17 protein-coding genes are annotated in these 19126 nt (G+C 34.6%); 15 read left to right on the top strand and 2 right to left on the bottom strand.

Annotated features, from left to right (window positions below):
- Positions 1-19 precede the first annotated feature (19 nt).
- The 15 genes from Q1A01_RS19715 to Q1A01_RS19645 are packed head-to-tail and all read left to right on the top strand — an operon-like array spanning position 20 to position 17368.
- The gene (locus Q1A01_RS19715; RefSeq protein ID WP_299684302.1) at positions 20-1021 is read left to right on the top strand and encodes an N-acetylneuraminate synthase family protein; all 1002 of its coding nucleotides are present in this window, start codon (positions 20-22) and stop codon (positions 1019-1021) included.
- On the top strand, positions 1014-2171 hold the full coding sequence (neuC, locus tag Q1A01_RS19710; protein WP_299684300.1) for a UDP-N-acetylglucosamine 2-epimerase: 1158 nt from the start codon (positions 1014-1016) through the stop codon (positions 2169-2171). Before Q1A01_RS19715 ends, neuC begins: the two co-directional genes overlap by 8 nt.
- Complete coding sequence (locus tag Q1A01_RS19705; protein ID WP_299684298.1) at positions 2171-2869, top strand: acylneuraminate cytidylyltransferase family protein; 699 nt, start codon at positions 2171-2173, stop codon at positions 2867-2869. The genes neuC and Q1A01_RS19705 overlap by 1 nt, the downstream gene beginning before the upstream one ends.
- The gene (gene asnB / locus Q1A01_RS19700; protein WP_299684296.1) at positions 2869-4560 is read left to right on the top strand and encodes an asparagine synthase (glutamine-hydrolyzing); all 1692 of its coding nucleotides are present in this window, start codon (positions 2869-2871) and stop codon (positions 4558-4560) included. The genes Q1A01_RS19705 and asnB overlap by 1 nt, the downstream gene beginning before the upstream one ends.
- Before the next feature lie 22 nt (positions 4561-4582).
- On the top strand, positions 4583-5533 hold the full coding sequence (locus tag Q1A01_RS19695) for a polysaccharide deacetylase family protein (RefSeq protein ID WP_299684294.1): 951 nt from the start codon (positions 4583-4585) through the stop codon (positions 5531-5533).
- Entirely contained in the window at positions 5511-6320 is an 810-nt protein-coding gene (locus Q1A01_RS19690) for a formyltransferase family protein (protein ID WP_299684292.1), read from the top strand. The genes Q1A01_RS19695 and Q1A01_RS19690 overlap by 23 nt, the downstream gene beginning before the upstream one ends.
- Positions 6313-7728, top strand: coding sequence for a UDP-glycosyltransferase (locus tag Q1A01_RS19685; protein ID WP_299684290.1), 1416 nt, complete (start codon positions 6313-6315; stop codon positions 7726-7728). The genes Q1A01_RS19690 and Q1A01_RS19685 overlap by 8 nt, the downstream gene beginning before the upstream one ends.
- Positions 7729-8868: a glycosyltransferase family 4 protein gene (locus Q1A01_RS19680; RefSeq protein WP_299684288.1), complete on the top strand. Its 1140-nt coding sequence runs from the start codon at positions 7729-7731 to the stop codon at positions 8866-8868. It abuts the gene before it with no gap.
- Complete coding sequence (locus Q1A01_RS19675; RefSeq protein WP_299684286.1) at positions 8865-10406, top strand: glycosyltransferase family A protein; 1542 nt, start codon at positions 8865-8867, stop codon at positions 10404-10406. The genes Q1A01_RS19680 and Q1A01_RS19675 overlap by 4 nt, the downstream gene beginning before the upstream one ends.
- Positions 10399-11418, top strand: coding sequence for a glycosyltransferase family 2 protein (locus Q1A01_RS19670; protein ID WP_299684284.1), 1020 nt, complete (start codon positions 10399-10401; stop codon positions 11416-11418). Before Q1A01_RS19675 ends, Q1A01_RS19670 begins: the two co-directional genes overlap by 8 nt.
- Positions 11419-11433: 15 nt before the next feature.
- Positions 11434-12543: a glycosyltransferase gene (locus tag Q1A01_RS19665; protein WP_299684282.1), complete on the top strand. Its 1110-nt coding sequence runs from the start codon at positions 11434-11436 to the stop codon at positions 12541-12543.
- Positions 12540-13622 carry a glycosyltransferase family 4 protein gene (locus tag Q1A01_RS19660; RefSeq protein ID WP_299684280.1) on the top strand — a complete coding sequence of 361 codons (1083 nt, stop codon included), beginning with the start codon at positions 12540-12542 and terminating at the stop codon, positions 13620-13622. Before Q1A01_RS19665 ends, Q1A01_RS19660 begins: the two co-directional genes overlap by 4 nt.
- Entirely contained in the window at positions 13609-14967 is a 1359-nt protein-coding gene (locus Q1A01_RS19655; RefSeq protein ID WP_299684278.1) for an O-antigen ligase family protein, read from the top strand. Before Q1A01_RS19660 ends, Q1A01_RS19655 begins: the two co-directional genes overlap by 14 nt.
- The gene (locus Q1A01_RS19650; RefSeq protein ID WP_299684276.1) at positions 14921-15937 is read left to right on the top strand and encodes a glycosyltransferase family 4 protein; all 1017 of its coding nucleotides are present in this window, start codon (positions 14921-14923) and stop codon (positions 15935-15937) included. Before Q1A01_RS19655 ends, Q1A01_RS19650 begins: the two co-directional genes overlap by 47 nt.
- A 36-nt stretch (positions 15938-15973) precedes the next feature.
- Positions 15974-17368, top strand: coding sequence for a sugar transferase (locus Q1A01_RS19645; protein WP_299684274.1), 1395 nt, complete (start codon positions 15974-15976; stop codon positions 17366-17368).
- Positions 17369-17376: 8 nt separating this feature from the next.
- Here the strand turns inward: Q1A01_RS19645 and Q1A01_RS19640 are convergent, their stop codons facing one another.
- Entirely contained in the window at positions 17377-18591 is a 1215-nt protein-coding gene (locus Q1A01_RS19640; RefSeq protein WP_299684272.1) for a DUF4105 domain-containing protein, read from the bottom strand.
- A gap of 117 nt (positions 18592-18708) precedes the next feature.
- Positions 18709-19050, bottom strand: coding sequence for a hypothetical protein (locus Q1A01_RS19635; RefSeq protein ID WP_299684270.1), 342 nt, complete (start codon positions 19048-19050; stop codon positions 18709-18711).
- Between the last annotated feature and the right edge of the window lie 76 nt (positions 19051-19126).

Below are 19126 nucleotides of genomic sequence, written 5' to 3'. Positions count from 1 at the left end.
GATACCAATAAAGCAAGTCATGTTTATCATAGCAGAAATAGCACAAGCTCATAACGGAAGTATTCAAAAAGTGTATGATTATATAGATGCACTAGAAGAAACGGGTATAGACGCCATAAAATTTCAAACCCATATTGCCGAAGCCGAGAGTAGTATTCACGAACCTTTTAGAGTCAAATTTTCAGATCAAGATGCCACTCGTTTTGATTATTGGAAACGCATGGAGTTTTCTAAAGACCAATGGATAGAGATCAAAAAACGTTGCGATACAGCAGGGTTAGAATTTATGTCTTCTCCATTTAGTAATGCAGCAGTAGATCTACTCGAAGAGATAGGAATACAACGCTATAAAATAGGGTCTGGAGAAGTCAATAATTTTTTATTGTTAGAAAAAATTGCAGCAACTGGAAAACCAGTGATTGTATCTTCAGGGATGAGTTCTTTTGCAGAATTAGATGAGACAGTAAAGTTTTTAAAAGATAAGAATGTAAATTTCTCCATACTTCAATGTACCACCAGCTATCCTACAGCCCCAGAACAATATGGATTGAATGTGATTCAGGAGTTAAAAGATAAATATCAAGTAACTATTGGATATTCAGATCACTCTGCAGATATTGGAACTTGTATCGCTGCAACAGCTTTAGGAGCAGAGATTTTAGAGTTTCATGCAGTCTTTAATCACACAGACTTTGGTCCAGATGCCACATCTTCTATAGAGATTAAAGATATTCCTGTAATGGTAAAAAGTATTCGGAATATTACGCTTTCGCGAAAACATCCCATTGATAAATCCAATAATAGTCAATATGCCGAATTAAAGCGTATTTTTGAAAAATCTTTATCGGTAAACAAAACGTTGCCGAAAGGACATATCTTAACTTTTGAAGATTTAGAAGCAAAAAAACCAAAAGGCTTTGGTATAAATGCTTCTCGGTTTCAATCGGTAATTGGAAGACCAATTACAAAAGAATTGCAAAAGTGGGACTTTCTAACCGAATCTGATATAGAACATGAGTAACCGAAAAGTATGTGTAGTAGTAACGGCACGACCTTCTTATAGTAGGATTAAAACCGCTTTACAAGCTATCAAAAAACATCCTAACTTAGAATTGCAACTCGTGATTGCAGGATCTGCTTTATTAGGACGTTATGGAAATGCGGTAGATTATATAGAACAAGATGGTTTTGAAATTGCTGAGAAAGTATTTATGGTACTGGAAGGTGAGAACAAAACAGCTATGGCAAAAACGACAGGATTAGGTGTCATGGAACTCGCAACCGTATTCTACAAACTACAACCTGATATGGTGGTAACTATTGCAGATCGTTTTGAAACGATCGCAACTTCTATTGCTGCGGCGTATCAGAATATTCCTTTAGTACATATTCAAGGAGGAGAAGTCACAGGAAATATAGATGAAAAGGTACGCCATGCCAATACCAAATTAGCAGATATTCATCTCGTAGCGAGTGAAAGCGCAAAAACACGTGTGCTTAAACTAGGAGAAGAAGAAAAGATGGTCTATAATACAGGATGTCCCTCTATAGATATTGCCAAAAATGTGAAAGAAAATCCAGCACTTACGTTTCATCCATCAGAAAAATATGGTGGTGTAGGAGCTACTATTCCTAAAGATGCCGAGTATTTAGTAGTTATGCAACATCCAGTAACTACTGAATATGGACAAGCCAAAAAGGATGTCATGACCACGCTAGAAGTGGTACATGAATTAGGTATTCCTACCTATTGGTTTTGGCCTAATGTAGATGCAGGATCTGATGGAACGAGTAACGGAATTAGAAGTTTTCGCGAAAGCGTAAACCCAAAAAACATACGTTTCTTTAAAAACATGGAACCGAATGATTTTTTGAGACTGCTTGTCAATTCAAAATGTTTGATAGGAAATAGTAGTGTTGGTATACGTGAGTGTGCTTATCTTGGCGTGCCTGTTGTAAATATAGGAACGCGCCAACATGGAAGAGATCGTGGTGCAAATGTGATAGATGTAGATTATACCAAAGAAGCTATTCGAGAAGCGATCCAACAACAAATAACAGCGCCTAGTAAAGAATCATCTCCTATTTATGGAGATGGAGAAGCTGGAGAAAAAATAGCCGAAATATTGGCAACTTGTCCATTATCTTACCATAAAACGATTACCTACTAATGAAAGTGCTAGGTCTTATACCAGCAAGAGGAGGTAGTAAAGGAATCCCTGGTAAAAATAAAAAGTTACTAGGAGGAAAGCCTTTATTACAATATACCATAGCGGCAGGATTGCAAGCCTCGCAACTAGATACGCTTATTTTTTCTTCTGAAGATGAGGAGTTGATGACACTGGCTAAAGACCTTGGTGTTGATGTACCTTTTACACGACCAAAAGAATTAGCAGAAGACAAATCTGGATCATTAGGTGTCGTGCAACACGCATTACGATATATGCAAGCCCAAGGAAAACAGTATGATGCCGTATGTTTATTACAGGTAACCAATCCTTTTCGTAGCGCAGCTATGATTGATGATGCGGTGTCCGCTTTCGCGAAAGCAAATACAGATGCATTAGTCTCTGTATTAAAAGTGCCTCATGAATACAATCCGCATTGGGTATTTGAGGCTACAGAAGATGGAAAACTAAATATTGCTACAGGCGAAAAAGAAATCATTAAAAGACGCCAAGATTTACCAGAAGCGTATATACGTGATGGTGCTATTTATATTACAAAAAGTGACGTGCTTTTAGAGCAAAATTCATTGTATGGATCTAGTATTAGTTACATAGAGTCTGATCCTGAGTGGCATGTCAATATTGATACGATGGAGGATTGGAAAATAGCAGAAGAACTCGTTAAAAAGTTTCAGGACTAATGTGTGGTATTGCCGGAATTATAGGAAATAAAGCTTCACAAACACAACTCGATGCTATGCTTCATGCGCAAACGCATCGTGGTCCAGATGATACAGGAAGATATCTTAAAGATGGAATCGCTTTAGGGCATAATAGACTTGCTATTATTGACTTGTCTTCAGAGGCAAATCAGCCTTTTTTTTCTCAGGATAAACGATATACTATCGTCTTTAATGGAGAAATCTATAATTACATAGAACTTAAAGAAGAATTAGAACCTACATTTTCTTTTAAAACACATTCAGATACCGAAGTATTATTAGCCGCATACCAAAAGTGGGGACGAGCTTGTCTGTCCAAACTCAATGGGATGTTTGCTTTTGCCATTTGGGATACAAAGGAACAACACCTTTTTGCTGCTAGAGACCGTTTTGGTGTGAAGCCATTCTATTATACGATGGTTAACGATACCTTTTACTTTGCTTCTGAAATAAAAAGTCTTTTTGCTGCAGGAGTTTCTAAATCGCCTAGCGAGTCTGTATGGGCAAGCTATTTTGCTTATGGTAGCTATGGAATGCCCAATGAAACATTCTGGGACGGTATACAACAACTGCCAGGAGGTCATTTTTTAACGTTGCATACTACATTACCTGACATACAAAAATGGTATCATTTTGAAGAAGAGGTAAAGAAATATAACACTGAGCTTTCTTTTGAAGAAGTAAAGTCGCAATACCTAAAACTGTTAGATGACAGTATTAAACTTCGTTTTAGAGCAGATGTGCCTATAGGTTTTAATGTAAGTGGAGGACTAGATAGTTCGGCGTTATTAGCTTTGGTAAATCGATTAGAAGGAGGAGAAAATATAGAAGCTTTTACCTTTTATACAGGAGATGATCGATACGATGAACTTCCTTGGGTAGAAGGATTGATTGCGCATACAAAGAATCCATTAACAAAAGTAAAACTGAAGGTAGATGATTTGGCATCTCTTGCAGAAACCATGAGTGCTCAACAAGATGAACCTTATGGAGGTGTGCCTACAGTGGCCTATGGTAAACTTTTTAAAGAGGCACGTTCCAAAGGAGTGAAAGTCCTATTAGATGGACAAGGCATGGATGAGCAATGGGCAGGTTATGATTATTATACAAAGAACTCTAATAGTGTGATTCAAGGGGTGTCAAAATCTCCATTTCGAACGTCTGTGCTTTCTGAGGAATTTTTCGCGAAAGCTAAAAAACCAGTATACCCAACACCATTTGATGATCGTATATTAAATTTACAATACCGAGATTTATTTTATACGAAAATCCCAAGAGCATTGCGTTTTAATGATCGGGTTTCTATGCAATCTAGTACAGAATTAAGAGAACCTTTTTTAGATTATAGATTGGTGGAGTTTGCATTTGCACAGCCGTTAGTTTATAAAATTCATGAAGGTATTCAGAAATATGTATTACGATCTATTGTGTCTGACTATTTATCTGATTCCATTACGTATGCGCCTAAACGCCCATTGCAAACGCCACAGCGCGAATGGCTAGGAGAAGACCTACAAGATTGGGTGACTTTGCATATAGAAACACTTAAAGGGCACCCTTGGTTTGAGTATGAAAAACTAAAAGAAGAATGGGATGCCTATATAAATGGAGACCAAGATAGTAGTTTTCATATTTGGCAATGGCTCAATACAAGCTTATTAGTATCTTAGCACCATCATTAATGCCCCCTGTATGCTCACTGTAAGTAATTATCATTACATAAGAGACGATTTTACGACTCCATACCCTAGTATTTTTGGGGTAACACCTACCTTCTTTAGAGAACAATTACTTGCTATCAAAGAAATAGGAACGTATATCACGCCCCAAGAATTACTCACTAATTATGATGCGATTATAAAATCTCCTGAAAATTATGTGTTAATCACTTTTGATGATGGTCTTAAAGAGCAATATTTGAAGGCAAAACCTATTTTGGATGCGCTAGATGTCAAAGCTTTATTCTTTATCAATAGTATCAATTTTATTGAAAAAGAAGTCACCTTAGTACATAAGATACATTTACTGCGGTCTCAAATGTCTACACCTGACTTTTTTGATATTCTTAAAAAGTTTGATACCGAAGGAAAAACACGATTATCTGATAAAGAGAAGAAACAGGCTGTTATACATTACAACTATGATGATGAAGAAACAGCTTGCTTAAAATTTACATTGAATTTTAAATTATCTCTTCAAGAACAACATCGTTTGATTCAGAGTATTTTTGATACACATTTTGATAGCAATCAAGTGGTAAATGATTTATATATGTCAGAAGCTCAACTTAAAGAACTTGCCGCATTAGGAATGCTTGGTAATCATACACATAGTCATGTGCCATTAGGGTATTTAGATCCTGAAGAGATTACAAAAGAGTTGGTGACTTCTAAAAACTATCTAGAGCAACTTACCCATCAAGAGATTCCTTATGTGAGTTACCCATATGGTAGCCAAGAGGCATGTGCATCACCTGTAGAAAGAATAGCAAAAGAAACTGGACATCAATTAGGATTTACCATGGAACGAAGCATTAATACAGGAGATGAACATCCACTGTTATTAAAACGTTTTGATTGTAATGACTTGCCTTTAGGTAAAAACCAAAAAGCCTTTGAACATGCGCATCGCCTTATTCACTAGTAATCATCTTAGACATAAATATATTGCAGCACAGTTACAAGCAGTGTTAGATCTTGTAGTTGTTATTACCGAAGAAAAAAATAAAAAAATTGAAGATAGCGCGGGATACGAACCTGAAGATCAACAACTATTAGATACACATTTTAAAGATAGAACCGCGGCAGAAGAGCAGTTTTTTGGAGCATTTCAAGATTTTCCAGCTGAGGTGCCACATATTTCTTTGGCGTTTGGAACTATAAATTCTGAGCAGACACTAGCGCATTTAGAAGCGTATAATGTTGATTATATTGTGCTATTTGGAACCTCTATTATAAAACCTATTATTCTAGAAAAATTCCCTGATAAAGTAATCAATCTTCATTTAGGGTTATCTCCATATTATAAAGGCTCTGGGACCAATTTTTTTCCTATTGTAAATAATGAATTTGAATGTATTGGAGCTACGATACATATGGCTACCATACAGGTAGATGCTGGCGGTATTTTACATCAATTGCGTCTAGAAGAATTGTATGAAGATGATACCATTCATAGTATAGGGAATAGATTAATTGAAAAAGCTGGAGTTGTATACCCTAAAATTGTAAAGGCATATTTAGAAAATAAAATAGTACCTATAGCACAAGACACTGCTGCAGTATCTAAGGAATATCGAATAAAAGATTTTACACCAGATGCTATTCGAAAAGCACATAGTGTAGTAGCAAATCAAGGGATTGTACTATATTTGAAGCAAGCAGACCTTCGTAAAACAAACAAACCAATTAGTATTGCCTCGTATGAGTAAAAAAGTACTTGTCTTATTGCCTGATGGCGTTAGTCTTAGAAATTTTGCATACACGTCTTTTTATAAAAAAGGATTAGAGAAAGGGCATGAGATCTTATTTTGGAATCATACCCCTTTTGATTTAGAAAAGTTAGGATTTAGTCAAGTGGTTTTTAAAAAGGAAAAACCTCATTGGCTTACCGATATTCTAAAAACAGCGTGCATTCGTATAGAACTAGACTTGTTTACAAAACGGGATACTGATAATGTGTATCAATCCTATAAGTTTCCTTTATCTAAAAGTTCCCTAAAGGCTAAATTTAAAACAGCATTAGTAAAATGGTTTTGTTATAAATATGGCTCTGAAGCAGGCTTACTAGCCATACGAAAACGTATGATTGCTCAAGAACGAAAAACTGCCTATTATCGTTCTTGTAAAGAAATGCTTCAAAAAGAAAAACCAGACATTTTATTTTGTGCAAGTCAGCGGTCTTTAATAGCAATATCCCCACTTACAGCTGCTCAGGATTTAAACATACCAACAGCATCTTATATTTTTTCTTGGGACAATGTTCCTAAAGCCACAACAGTAGTTACTTCTGATCATTATTTTGCATGGAGCGACCATATGAAAAAGGAATTACTACATTATCAACGTTATATAGAACCCAAGCAGATTATAGTCACAGGAACTCCTCAGTTTGAACCACATTTTCAAAAAGAGATATTATTACGCAAGGAAGCATTTTACAAAGAACACAACCTAGATATTACCAAGAAATATATTTGTTTTAGTGGTGATGATATTACAACGTCTCCTAAAGACGAATTATACCTTAGAGATGTAGCAAGTGCCATACGTGCTTTAAATAAAAAAGGACATCATTTAGGACTTATTTTTAGAAGATGTCCCGTAGATTTTTCTACGCGCTATGATGCCTTTATTGAAGAATTTAAAGATGTTATTGTACTATTACCTCCTTTATGGGATAAAATAGGAGATGGGTGGAACACCATATTACCTACAAGAGAAGATATACACTTACAAGTTAACTTAATCGCGCATACGGAGTTTGTGATTAACCTAGCGTCGAGTATGGTATTTGATTATGTGACAGCAGGAAAACCCTGCGCGTATATGAATTATAATTATCTTAATGAGAAAGAAGCAGTAGCTCCAGGTGTATATTTATATGATTTTGTTCACTTTAGATCGATGCCATCCCCTGAAGCTGTAATTTGGTTGGACCATCCTGACAGCATTGCCGATGCATTAGAAAACATGTTACAAGGAGTTCCTGATACGGTAGCAGCTGCTCAAGATTGGTTTGCTATTATAAATGAACAACCCGCTATAGAAGCGCCAGATAGAATATGGGCAGGGATTGAAAAATTAATGAATACATCATCAACTTTTATTCAAAACTAAATGCATATCGCTTTTCTCACTCCAGAATATCCTCATCCACGTATCAAACGTGCTGCGGGCATAGGGACGAGTATTAAGAATCTCGCTATTGCGCTTTCGCGAAAGCAATTAAAAATAACCGTATTCGTATTTAGTCAGTCAGAAGATATCGTAATAGAAGATCAGGGCGTCACGCTACATCTTATTAAACATAAAAAATATCCTGTAGGCGGTTGGTTTTTATATAGAAAACATATCAATACTTATATTAATAAAGTTGTAAAACAACAACATATAAACGCCATAGAAGCTCCTGATTGGACCGGGATCACAGCTTTTATGAAATTTAAAATTCCTGTAGTCATTCGATTGCATGGATCTGACACCTATTTTTGTCACTTAGAAGGAAGACCTCAAAAAAAGAAGAACTTTCATTTTGAGAAAAATGCATTAATGCATGCAGATCACATACTATCTGTAAGTGCATTTACAGCAGCAAAAACTGCATCATTATTTGGAATAAAAGAGAGTATTGCGACCATACATAATGGCGTAGATGTTACTATGTTTACTCCAGATCATACTAAGATTGTTCCAAAAACGATTTTATACTTCGGTACTGTCATTCGTAAGAAAGGAGTGTTAGCCCTAGCCGAAGCTTTTAATAAAGTGATTGCTGAAGAACCAAATGCGCAGTTAACTTTTATAGGGAAAGATGTGGTAGATGCAAAAACAGGTACGAGCACGATAGCATTATTAAAATCTTTAGTGACTAAAGATGCCTTATCACATATCACTTTTATAGATCAAATTCCTTACAGCGAAGTGGCAGATGCTATAAGAAGTGCTCATATAGTCTGTTTGCCAAGTTATGCAGAAGCATTTCCTATGACATGGTTGGAAGCCATGTCATTAGAAAAAGCAATGGTGACTTCAGATATAGGGTGGGCAAAAGAGCTCATGATAAATGGAGAAACAGGATATATAGCGCACCCTGATGATACTCAGAAATTAGCAAATGCGATGTTGTCTTTATTGAATGATATGGAGCTTTCTAAAAAGATGGGAGTACAAGCTAGGCAACGTATTTTAGAACATTTTACGCAAGATCATATAGCAGAAAAGAATCGTTTGTTTTATAAAAATATCAGCAACGTATGATCTTTTTATATCACATAAACGGTATCGTAGAAGAGATCATAGATGATCAGGCAATACCTATATCCATTCAAGAAAAAAAGCCAGTAGAAGCCCTGTTAGCGATGGCAAAAAGTTATCCAGAGGAATGGATTGTCTGGTGTCATTCTGAAAATAAAGAACAACTCAATACAAAAGAGTTTCCTGAATTAGTGCATCATAAAAGACGTATGCTAAGCTATGGCGATACTGCATTTCCTTTTTTATCACCAGCTATAGGCTATGTAGAAGATAGTCCGTTTCTAAAAATAAACAAATCAAAAACATTCCCTACTTGGTGCATGAGTAGTGCTGTCGGAGCGATACATGCAAGTGTGATTACTGCAATAGGAACTAGTATTACCAGTACTAGAGGGTTTGATTATTTTTTGAATTCGCTTGCAAAAAAAGGACAGTCTGCTGGATTGCTTTGTTATCACGAGCCTTTATTGTTGCACTCAGCACCTAAAGAAAAGACAGTAGCCAAAGCAAGCGTATCATTACAATACATCTTTACAAAAGAACATTTTAAAGCATCGTGGCTTTTTTTCTTATTCATGTGTCACGTACGATATGAAAAGAAATTTCCTCTTATAGCATGTTTGTATGCCTCTTTATTTGTTAAGAACAATCATACAGGCTTCGATATGACTACAATTCCTATTCAATCTACAAAAGAACGATCAGAAAAATTTGAGATAGATGTAATCATTCCTACATTAGGAAGGAAAATGTATCTATATGATGTCCTTCAAGATTTTTCTAAGCAGACAGTAGTACCTCAAAAAATAATTATTGTCGAGCAAAACCCTGATTTAGAAAGTAACTCCGAATTAGATTATTTGACAGCAGAGCAATGGCCTTTTCTTATAGAACATCAGTTTATTCATCAAACAGGAGCTTGTAATGCACGGAATAAAGCATTAAAAAAAACAACGGCAGATTGGATATTCCTTTTTGATGATGATAATAGATTTGATGCTACACTCTTGGAACGAATAGCAAAAGCGATAAAAGAAACAGGTACACACTGTTTGAATATGTCTTATTTACAAAAGGGTGAAGTAGAAAAATACAAGACCTATAAACAATGGGAAACTTTTGGTTCTGGTTGTTCTGTAGTGCATCGTGATATTATCAATAACGCTTTATTTGATATGGCATTAGAACACGGATACGGAGAAGATGTTGATTTTGGTGTGCAAATACGTAATTTAGGATATGATGTCATTTATGCACCACATATACAAATACTACATCTCAAAGCACCTATAGGAGGATTTAGAAGTTTACCTACTTTTCCTTGGAATGAAGATAAAGTACTACCCAAACCAGCACCACAAATTTTATATCACCGTATTAAAAATACTACAACACAACAGTTAAGAGGATATAAATGGGTGCTTTTTCTTAAATACTATTTTAGACAACAGATCAAAAATCCTTTTTCTTATATTTCCTACTTCAAGAAAGCTTGGAATAAAAGTGACTATTGGGCCAAAAAATTACCTTTAGATGGATGACGTTACACTAAGTTTGATTGTTTGCACGTATATGCGACCAGTGGCATTATGTACACTGCTAGATAGTGTGCAACTTCAATCAAAATATCCAGATGAAATTTTAATTATAGATGGCTCAACAAATGATGCTACGCAAGACCGCTTTCGCGAAAGCGTATACAGAAATCTTACCTATTATAAAGTACCTCCAGAGCATAGAGGCCTCACAAAACAACGTAACTATGGGATTGATCGAGTAGGGGGATCTATCAAAATTGTTTGCTTTCTTGATGATGATATTGTATTAGAACCCAATTACTTTGAAGAAATATTAAAAACATACCAAAAACATCCAGAAGCGATAGGCGTAGGCGGGTATATCATTAATGAAATATCTTGGAAAAAAGTAACCACCGATTTTAAACCTGCTATCAATCAATTTTATTATGATGGCTATGTGCGTTCTGACGGTTCTAGATTTGTATTACGTAAAAAATTGGGATTAGATGCAGATAGAATTCCAGGACATTTACCTGATTTCTCTCATGGGAGATCTATTAGTTTTTTGCCGCCTTCTGGAAAAATATACCAAGTAGAACAACTCATGGGAGGTGTCGCCTCGTATAGAGTATGTGCTTTGAAATCTCAGAAATTTTCAGAATATTTTGAAGGATATGGTTTATACGAAGATGCCGATTATACCTTACGCCTATCAAAAAAAGGCCATTTATATATAAACACCAAAGCACAGTTACATCACCATCATCATCCAGATGGACGTCCTAATAAATTCAGCTATGGAAAAATGGTCGTACGCAATGGGTGGTATATTTGGAGGGTTAAATACCCTAAGCCTACCGTAAAGGCCAGATTTAAATGGAACATGACTTCAGGATTGCTTACCTTAATACGTTTTAGCAATAGTATTTCAAAAAATAAAAAGGCAAGAACAGAAGCATTCACAGAAGCATTAGGAAGAACAGTAGGATGGTGGAGTTTATGGGTAAATAAGCCTAAAATTGAAAATAAATAGAGATCTTTAGTAAGCATGAATTTTCTTATCGTTACACATGTTCGACACAAATTAAAAGACAGCCGATATTATGGATATGGCCCTTATGTGAAGGAGATGAATATTTGGAATGCTCATGTAGATCATGTTGAGGTTGTTGGGCACAAGATAGATCAGGAAGTAACACCTATTGATTTACCATACACAGCAAATGTGCGCTTTACAAAAATCCCTCAAATTTCGCTTACATCAATAACAGCTATTTTTACTAGTTTTTTTTATACCCCTATTATTTTTTTTAAAATTATAGGCGCTATGCGTCGTGCAGATCATATTCATTTGAGATGTCCGGGAAATATTGGATTGTTAGGATGCATTGCTCAGGTATTTTTTCCTAAAAAGAGAAAAACTGCAAAATATGCAGGTAATTGGGACCCTAAAGCAAAACAACCTCGTAGTTATAGATTGCAAAAATGGATACTTAGGAATACGTTTTTGACTAAAAATATAAGTGTACTCGCCTATGGAGATTGGCCGAATCAAAGTAAGAATATAGTTCCTTTTTTTACGGCGACCTATAAAAAGGAGCAAATCCCTGAGGTGATCACACCTACCTATAGTAAGCCGTATAGATTCTTATTTGTAGGAAGTCTCGCACCTGGAAAACGCCCTTTATATACGTTAGAATTTGTAAACGAATGTATTGCTCAAGGAATTGATGTGAAGATTGATTTTTATGGAGATGGAAATCAACGTCCTATACTCGAAAAGTATATAAAAGACCACCAGCTTGAAGAAGTTGCTATCTTACATGGTAATCAAAATACAGAAGTTGTCCAAGAGGCGTATAAAAAAGCAGATTTTTTGATATTACCATCTAAGTCAGAAGGATGGCCTAAAGTAGTCGCAGAAGCAATGTTCTGGGGAGTTATTCCAATAGTAACTCCTGTTTCTTGTGTTGCTTGGATGCTAGGTAACGGAAAAAGAGGTATGCTACTAGAAGTTTCTTTGGAGGAAGATGTATCCGCTTTCGCGAAAGCGATAACAGCTACAGAAACATTACAAAACATGTCTTTAGAAGGTCAACAATGGTCTCATAACTATACGTTAGATAAATTTGAATCTTCTATACTAGAATTGCTATGAGAGTATTGCAACTTATCGATAGTTTAGATTTAGGTGGCGCAGAACGTATTGCGGTAGAATATGCAAATATGCTCTCTCAACATATAACGCAATCGCATCTTTGTGCATCACGTTTTGAAGGTAAATTAGTGTCTACGATACATTCGGATGTGAATTATTTTTTTTTAAACCGAAAACGTACCTTAGATTTTGATGCCATAAAACGTCTTGATGCTTATATTAAGAAAGAGAAAATTACCATTGTACACGCACATAGTACGTCTTACTTTATTGCAACATTATTAAAATTTAGAAATCCGTCAATTGTATTAATATGGCATAATCATTCAGGCGCTAGTATACATTTGAAGGGAATGAAAATGAGAGTGCTTCGATTTTGTTCTACGTATTTTAATACGATTATATCCGTAAATGAAGATTTAGTTACCTGGGCACATAAGAAGTTGAAAAGTCAAAAGGTGATATACCTTCCTAATTTTGTAAATTTTAGTAAGGATATAAAGCCATTACAAGAAACACTAAAAGGAGTTTCTGGAAAGCGTCTGGTTTGTTTAGCAAACTTGAGAGATCCGAAAGGGCATCATTTTTTAATACAAAGTTTTGTCACTGTTCAAAAAGAAATTCCAGAAGCAACACTGCATTTGATAGGGAAAGACTTTGACGATACATATAGTAATACGCTCAAGGCATTAATAAAACAACATCAATTACAGGATAATGTGTTTATATATGGGCAATCGTCTACTCCTGAATCTATATTAGAACAGTGCGATATAGGTGTTTTAAGCTCTTCTTCAGAAGGTTTACCTATGGCATTACTAGAATATGGAAGAGCAAAATTATCAGTTGTTGTTACTGATGTAGGCTATTGTTCTGAAGTCGTTAAAGAATATGGTAAATTTGTTCCGTACGGAGATGAAGAGAAAATGGCCAATGCGATTAAAAACTATCTTAAGGATACAGAAAAACAACAAATCGATAGTCACTTATTTAAAGAGTATGTGAAAGATAATTTTAGTGCTCAACATGTTCGTAATCAAATTATAAAAGTATACAAAAGTAGTTTTGAAAATATTTAAGAATCCATATCTGTTTTTGGTTGTTATACATGTAGCAATTGGGTTCGGGATCTATTTGTTTAGGCCATTAGCAAAACTTTATTTTGTAGCGACAATAGGCGTTTTTATTTTTTACTTATTTAAAAATGGAAATAAGAATAATGAAGCGTTATATGCTGCAGCCTATATAACAGGAGCCGAAGTTTTTTTTAGAATGACGCAAGGTGCTTTTATATGGGAAGCAGGTAAATACGGAGTTATTGGATTTGTACTATTAGGACTTTTTTTTAGCGGCACATCCAGAAAATCTGGACCGTATTGGTTGTATTTATTGCTATTAATTCCAGGTATTGTATATGCTTCTTCAACACTTGGGTATGATACAAATTTTAGAAAGGCAATTATATTTAATTTGAGTGGGCCTTTCTGTTTAGGGATTGCATCGTTGTATTGTGTTGATCGTAAGATTACTAGAAAACAGTTACAGTATATATTATGGTCGCTTTTAATGCCTACAATTGCCATGGGTGTGTATCTGTTTTTTTATACACCAGATACACGGTCTATTTTATCGGGTACGGGATCTAATTTTGCAGCCTCTGGAGGTTTTGGGCCTAACCAAGTTTCTACAGCTTTAGGGATGGGGATGTTTTGCTTAGTAGTGCAATTATTTACGAATAGTAAAAACACAATACTGTTAGCTATAAACTTAGGATTGTTATCATTACTAACCTACAGAAGCATTGTTACATTTTCAAGAGGAGGCGTATTAACCGCTTTAGTTATTAGTGTCGCTTTTATTTTATTTTATTTTAAGGCTGTAAATGTTAGAAAGAAAAAAAGAATTATAGGGCCTATACTATTTCTTGTGTTGACAGCTTCTTTTACGTATTTATTAACCTCAGTAAGAACATCTGGACTTATTGATAAGAGATATGCAAATAAAGATGCAGCTGGACGTATAAAGGAAGATATAAGTACAGGAAGAAAAGAACTTATCTCATCAGAGTTAGCTGCCTTTTTTGATAATCCCTTAACGGGTATAGGTGTAGGTAAAATTAAAGAGTATAGAGAAGAAACCGAAGGGGTTTTAGCAGCATCTCATAATGAACTAAGTAGAATGTTGTCAGAGCATGGAATCTCAGGGCTGTTAGCACTTATAATACTAGGTGTTTATCCTTTAATTTTTAGAATGACCAATAGGCGTAATTTCTTGTTTTTTTCCATGCTTGGTTTTTGGTTTTTAACGATTAACCATTCTTCTATGCGTATAGCAGCACCAGCGTTTATTTATTCATTATGTCTTTTAAATATTGTAAATGAAAAGAAAAAAAATACTGTACATAGGAAACGCGCTATCTCATAAAGGAGCAACCGTTACTAGTGTTGAAACCTTAGGTGTTTTTTTGAGAAATGAAGGATATGAAGTTATTGTATCTTCTTCAGTTCAAAATAAAATATTGAGAATGTTGGACATGATAAGAGCAGTTATCTCTCTCAAAAGTCAGACAAAAACAGTATTGATAGATACTTATAGCACAACAAATTTTTGGTATGCAATAATTATAGGTTATTGGTGCCGACTTTTTAAGTTAGATTACATTCCAATTCTAAGAGGAGGAAATTTACCGTATAGATTAAAAAATAACCCTAAAAGATGTAAGCGATTTTTTGGAAATGCACACTATAATATAGTGCCTTCTCAGTATTTACTTCATGATTTTAAAGATGCAGGTTATATAAACTTAAAATATATACCAAATACGATAGAAACTACAAAATATCCATATATAGAACGTAGTACGCTTAAGCCTAATCTCCTTTGGGTGCGCTCTTTTGCTGGACTGTATAATCCTATAATGGCTATTAAGGTATTGCAAGAATTACAAAAAGAATATCCTGAGGCAAAATTGACAATGGTAGGGCCTAGAAAAGATAGTAGTTTTGATGAATGTAAACTATTTGCTAAGGAGCATAATTTGCCAGTAACCTTTACAGGGAAATTATCAAAACAAGAATGGATAGCTTTAGGAAAGAGCCATGACATTTTTATCAGTACAACAAACTTTGATAATACACCCATTAGTGTTATTGAAGCAATGGCACTAGGTTTACCTGTTGTGTCAACAAATGTTGGCGGCATGCCATTTTTAATAAACGATCAGATGGATGGGATATTAACACCAGAGAAAGATGTCATCGCATTTACCTCAAAATTGAGTACACTTTTAAAAACGCCAACGTTAGTTCACACCATAAGTAAAAATGGAAGAGTAAAAGCCGAAAGTTTTGATTGGAATCAAGTCAAAACTTTATGGAAGAATGTGCTTGACTAAAAAAATGTAATATATTTACACGAACTAACCTCCTTTATGGCACTCTTACCAGATATTCATTTTGAAATTTCTGAACGCAAAATCCTTTTACGTATACTGGATACTGTATTTGTGCTTGTTTGTTTACAATTAGTAGGTAATTTTTTTGATTTTGATTACTTTAAAATAAGTCAAGAAAATTGGTTGTGGATTATCTTACTAACATTATACTTAAATATTTTTGGGACTGTATTTGAATTATATAACTTAAAACAAGCGTCAAAGTTTCAAACAACACTTAAAAATACACTTCTCACGGTATCTGTAACAGCATTATTTTACCTGTTAACTCCTTTTTACACACCTGAACTTCCAGAAAATAGGCTCCAAATTATTTACTTTTTCCTCGCAATGGCCTTTGGAATATTGGTGTGGAGATGGTTGTATATTACCCTTATATCTTCGCCTCGTTTTTATAAACGGGTACTTGTAGTAGGAGATTCATTTGATATTAAGAAAATTATTAATAACCTAGAAGGAGCAGATCCTAATTATAAAATTGTTGGTTATATCCATACCGATAGCTCTAATGAAGTAGGGGACATACCTGAGACAGTAGAAGAGTATCCTATAGAAAATTTAACCTTTACCGTTTCTAGAAATGGAATTTCTGAAATAGTAGTTGCAAGTGATTATAGTGATGGTGTATCAAAACCTTTATACTTACAACTTATCAACTTGCTAGAATCTGGTTTTCCTATAAGAGAATATATGCAGGTATATGAAGAGATTACACAGCGTATACCTGTACAACATGTAGATAAAGACTTTTATCGTTATTTCCCGTTTAGCAGGAGTAATCAAAATAAGTTTTATCAGTTATTTCATAGGCTATTTGATATTATCATGGCGTTGATAGGTATTGCTTTCTTCTTGGTAATTTTTCCATTTATTTTAATAGGAAATTTGATAGGAAATAGAGGTCCCATTTTTTACACACAAAAACGGATAGGTCGTAATGGATTTGCTTTTAAGATCATAAAATTACGTACCATGGTTACTGATGCTGAAAAAAATGGAGCCATGTGGGCACAAAAAAATGATAGTCGTATAACCCGTTTTGGTAAGTTTTTAAGAAGGTCAAGATTAGATGAGATACCACAATTCTTTAATGTTTTGTTTGGAGAAATGAGTGTTATTGGTCCTAGACCTGAACGTCCAGTTTTTGTAAGAGAACTCTCAGAACAAATACCCTTTTATGAAACTAGACATGTCGTAAAACCTGGATTAACAGGATGGGCACAAGTGATGGGGAGTTATGGTAGCTCTACCGATGATGCCTTAGAAAAATTGCAATTTGATTTGTATTATATAAAACGCCGAAACCTATTTATGGATTTGAGTATCGTGCTTAAAACAATAAGTACAGTGGTGTTTTATAGAGGGCAATAATATTTTTCTTACGTAATATTTCTAGCCTTTTTGATCATCTTTAGCATATATAGATATCTTACTGTTAATGCTAATAGCAAAGGAATAAGTGCGTATGCAAATCTTTGTACACCTACAATCCAGTGAAAGCATAGTAGCGCTAATAAGATGATAGAAAGCTTTACATAAGGATATATCCATTTAGGAGGCCTCGCTTTTCTAATCACAAAACCTGCAATGAGGTGAAAAGGGAATGCCCAGAGTAAGTCATAATTCCATTTTGTAGTACTGTGCTCTGTACCAAACCATAAAAATGCTAGAAGTATTCCTATAACACCTGTAAATATAAAAACAAGTGTGTCTATAAAGTTTAGCGAGCGTTCATTTGTATTGTCTTTATAGGTCTTGTAGAGTAATAATAATGCAAGAAGACTTATGATAATAATAGGACTTATAATAAAAGATTCTTTATACGTGTTTTCTTCTTCCGGAGTATGTAGTGTTTCAGTTTTTAAGACCAGTGGTCTTTCTGTTGTTCCATCTGATATTTTTGAATTAGCAAAAGCTTCCATGGTATAATCAGGTAAGAAGGCATATTCTTCTTTAGTGGCAAGCCTATCAGTTACAGAGCCTATAGCTATATCCATACCAAGCATTCCCCAAGTATTCCAATGTACATTATGGCGAATAAGATCTCTATGTGTGTAACCCTCAGGAAAACTGCTGTAATCTACTTCTAATTGCTTATCTAGAGAAATCACAGTAGCATCTACAGCGCGTGTAGCACAGTTGTCAAAAAAGAAATCATAGAGATATTCTCTATTTTCATCTCTAGCATTATTTTTTAAGAAATCAAAAAACTGTTTCTTCTCTTGTCTATTTAAAGCTAATACTTGTTCTTTTACCCATCTACGTTGATATATGTAATCTTCAATAAAATCATCATATGGAGTAACCCATAGGGTGTATAATAACTTGCCTCTAGCAAATTTCATATAGAAGTTAGGGGTATTAAAATTAAAACGGCCATAATTAAAAACCCAATCTATACCTATTGCATCATCATGTACTCTAATAGCTGTATGTCCAAAAGAATCATATAATTCTGGACCAGGTCCTATTGTAATTAAACTTATTTCTGCATTTTCAGAAAGTCGTTTAAACTGATTTTGTGCTTGCAGGTTAGTAATAAAAAGGAATACTAAAACAAGAATACTATATTTTACAGAAAGCCGCTTTATCATAGGGTAAAGATAGGAAGCAAAAATAAACTAGCAATAGGTCTATTCATAATGTATTTATAAAAGTAAAAGCCGAGTGATCAGCTCGGCTTATAAAATTAATAACTTACAGTTAGCTACTTAAGCAGCAGGGATAATACGCACAGGTAGTACCCATTCTTCACCAACTTTAAGGGTGTTTAGTTTTTTGTAGTTCAATCTACTTTTAATAAAAGCATCTATACTTTCATTTTTAGTATCTACATTGATAACTACAAGTTCTTTTTTGTTATTTACCATAAAAGTAACTTTAGCTTCTATGTCTTCATTTATTTCCATTTCTGGGTTTTTTAGCAACTCAGCTATTTGAGTAGTAACAGCTACTTTTTTGTTCTCAACTTTAGGTGTTGTGTTGCTTGCAAATGATGTTGTTGTTCCTACGGCTAATAAAATAGCGACTACATAGATTTTTAGATTTTTCATAATTGTTCGTTTTTAAAGATTAAAAGATTGATATACCAAAGAGACGAACATTTCTTGTATTTCGTTACATAATCAA

Origin of the sequence: uncultured Dokdonia sp. (assembly GCF_947492815.1) — a bacterium.
Classification (GTDB): domain Bacteria; phylum Bacteroidota; class Bacteroidia; order Flavobacteriales; family Flavobacteriaceae; genus Dokdonia.
This window is presented reverse-complemented; position numbering and strand designations above follow the sequence as displayed.

Excerpts from the sequence above, each read along its gene's own strand:
- Q1A01_RS19715 (WP_299684302.1), top strand. The coding sequence starts at position 20 with ATGTTTATCATAGCAGAAATAGCACAAGCTCATAACGGAAGTATTCAA.
- neuC (WP_299684300.1), top strand. The coding sequence starts at position 1,014 with ATGAGTAACCGAAAAGTATGTGTAGTAGTAACGGCACGACCTTCTTAT.
- Q1A01_RS19705 (WP_299684298.1), top strand. The coding sequence starts at position 2,171 with ATGAAAGTGCTAGGTCTTATACCAGCAAGAGGAGGTAGTAAAGGAATC.
- asnB (WP_299684296.1), top strand. The coding sequence starts at position 2,869 with ATGTGTGGTATTGCCGGAATTATAGGAAATAAAGCTTCACAAACACAA.
- Q1A01_RS19695 (WP_299684294.1), top strand. The coding sequence starts at position 4,583 with ATGCTCACTGTAAGTAATTATCATTACATAAGAGACGATTTTACGACT.
- Q1A01_RS19690 (WP_299684292.1), top strand. The coding sequence starts at position 5,511 with ATGCGCATCGCCTTATTCACTAGTAATCATCTTAGACATAAATATATT.
- Q1A01_RS19685 (WP_299684290.1), top strand. The coding sequence starts at position 6,313 with ATGAGTAAAAAAGTACTTGTCTTATTGCCTGATGGCGTTAGTCTTAGA.
- Q1A01_RS19680 (WP_299684288.1), top strand. The coding sequence starts at position 7,729 with ATGCATATCGCTTTTCTCACTCCAGAATATCCTCATCCACGTATCAAA.
- Q1A01_RS19675 (WP_299684286.1), top strand. The coding sequence starts at position 8,865 with ATGATCTTTTTATATCACATAAACGGTATCGTAGAAGAGATCATAGAT.
- Q1A01_RS19670 (WP_299684284.1), top strand. The coding sequence starts at position 10,399 with ATGGATGACGTTACACTAAGTTTGATTGTTTGCACGTATATGCGACCA.
- Q1A01_RS19665 (WP_299684282.1), top strand. The coding sequence starts at position 11,434 with ATGAATTTTCTTATCGTTACACATGTTCGACACAAATTAAAAGACAGC.
- Q1A01_RS19660 (WP_299684280.1), top strand. The coding sequence starts at position 12,540 with ATGAGAGTATTGCAACTTATCGATAGTTTAGATTTAGGTGGCGCAGAA.
- Q1A01_RS19650 (WP_299684276.1), top strand. The coding sequence starts at position 14,921 with ATGAAAAGAAAAAAAATACTGTACATAGGAAACGCGCTATCTCATAAA.
- Q1A01_RS19645 (WP_299684274.1), top strand. The coding sequence starts at position 15,974 with ATGGCACTCTTACCAGATATTCATTTTGAAATTTCTGAACGCAAAATC.
- Q1A01_RS19640 (WP_299684272.1), bottom strand. The coding sequence starts at position 18,591 with ATGATAAAGCGGCTTTCTGTAAAATATAGTATTCTTGTTTTAGTATTC.
- Q1A01_RS19635 (WP_299684270.1), bottom strand. The coding sequence starts at position 19,050 with ATGAAAAATCTAAAAATCTATGTAGTCGCTATTTTATTAGCCGTAGGA.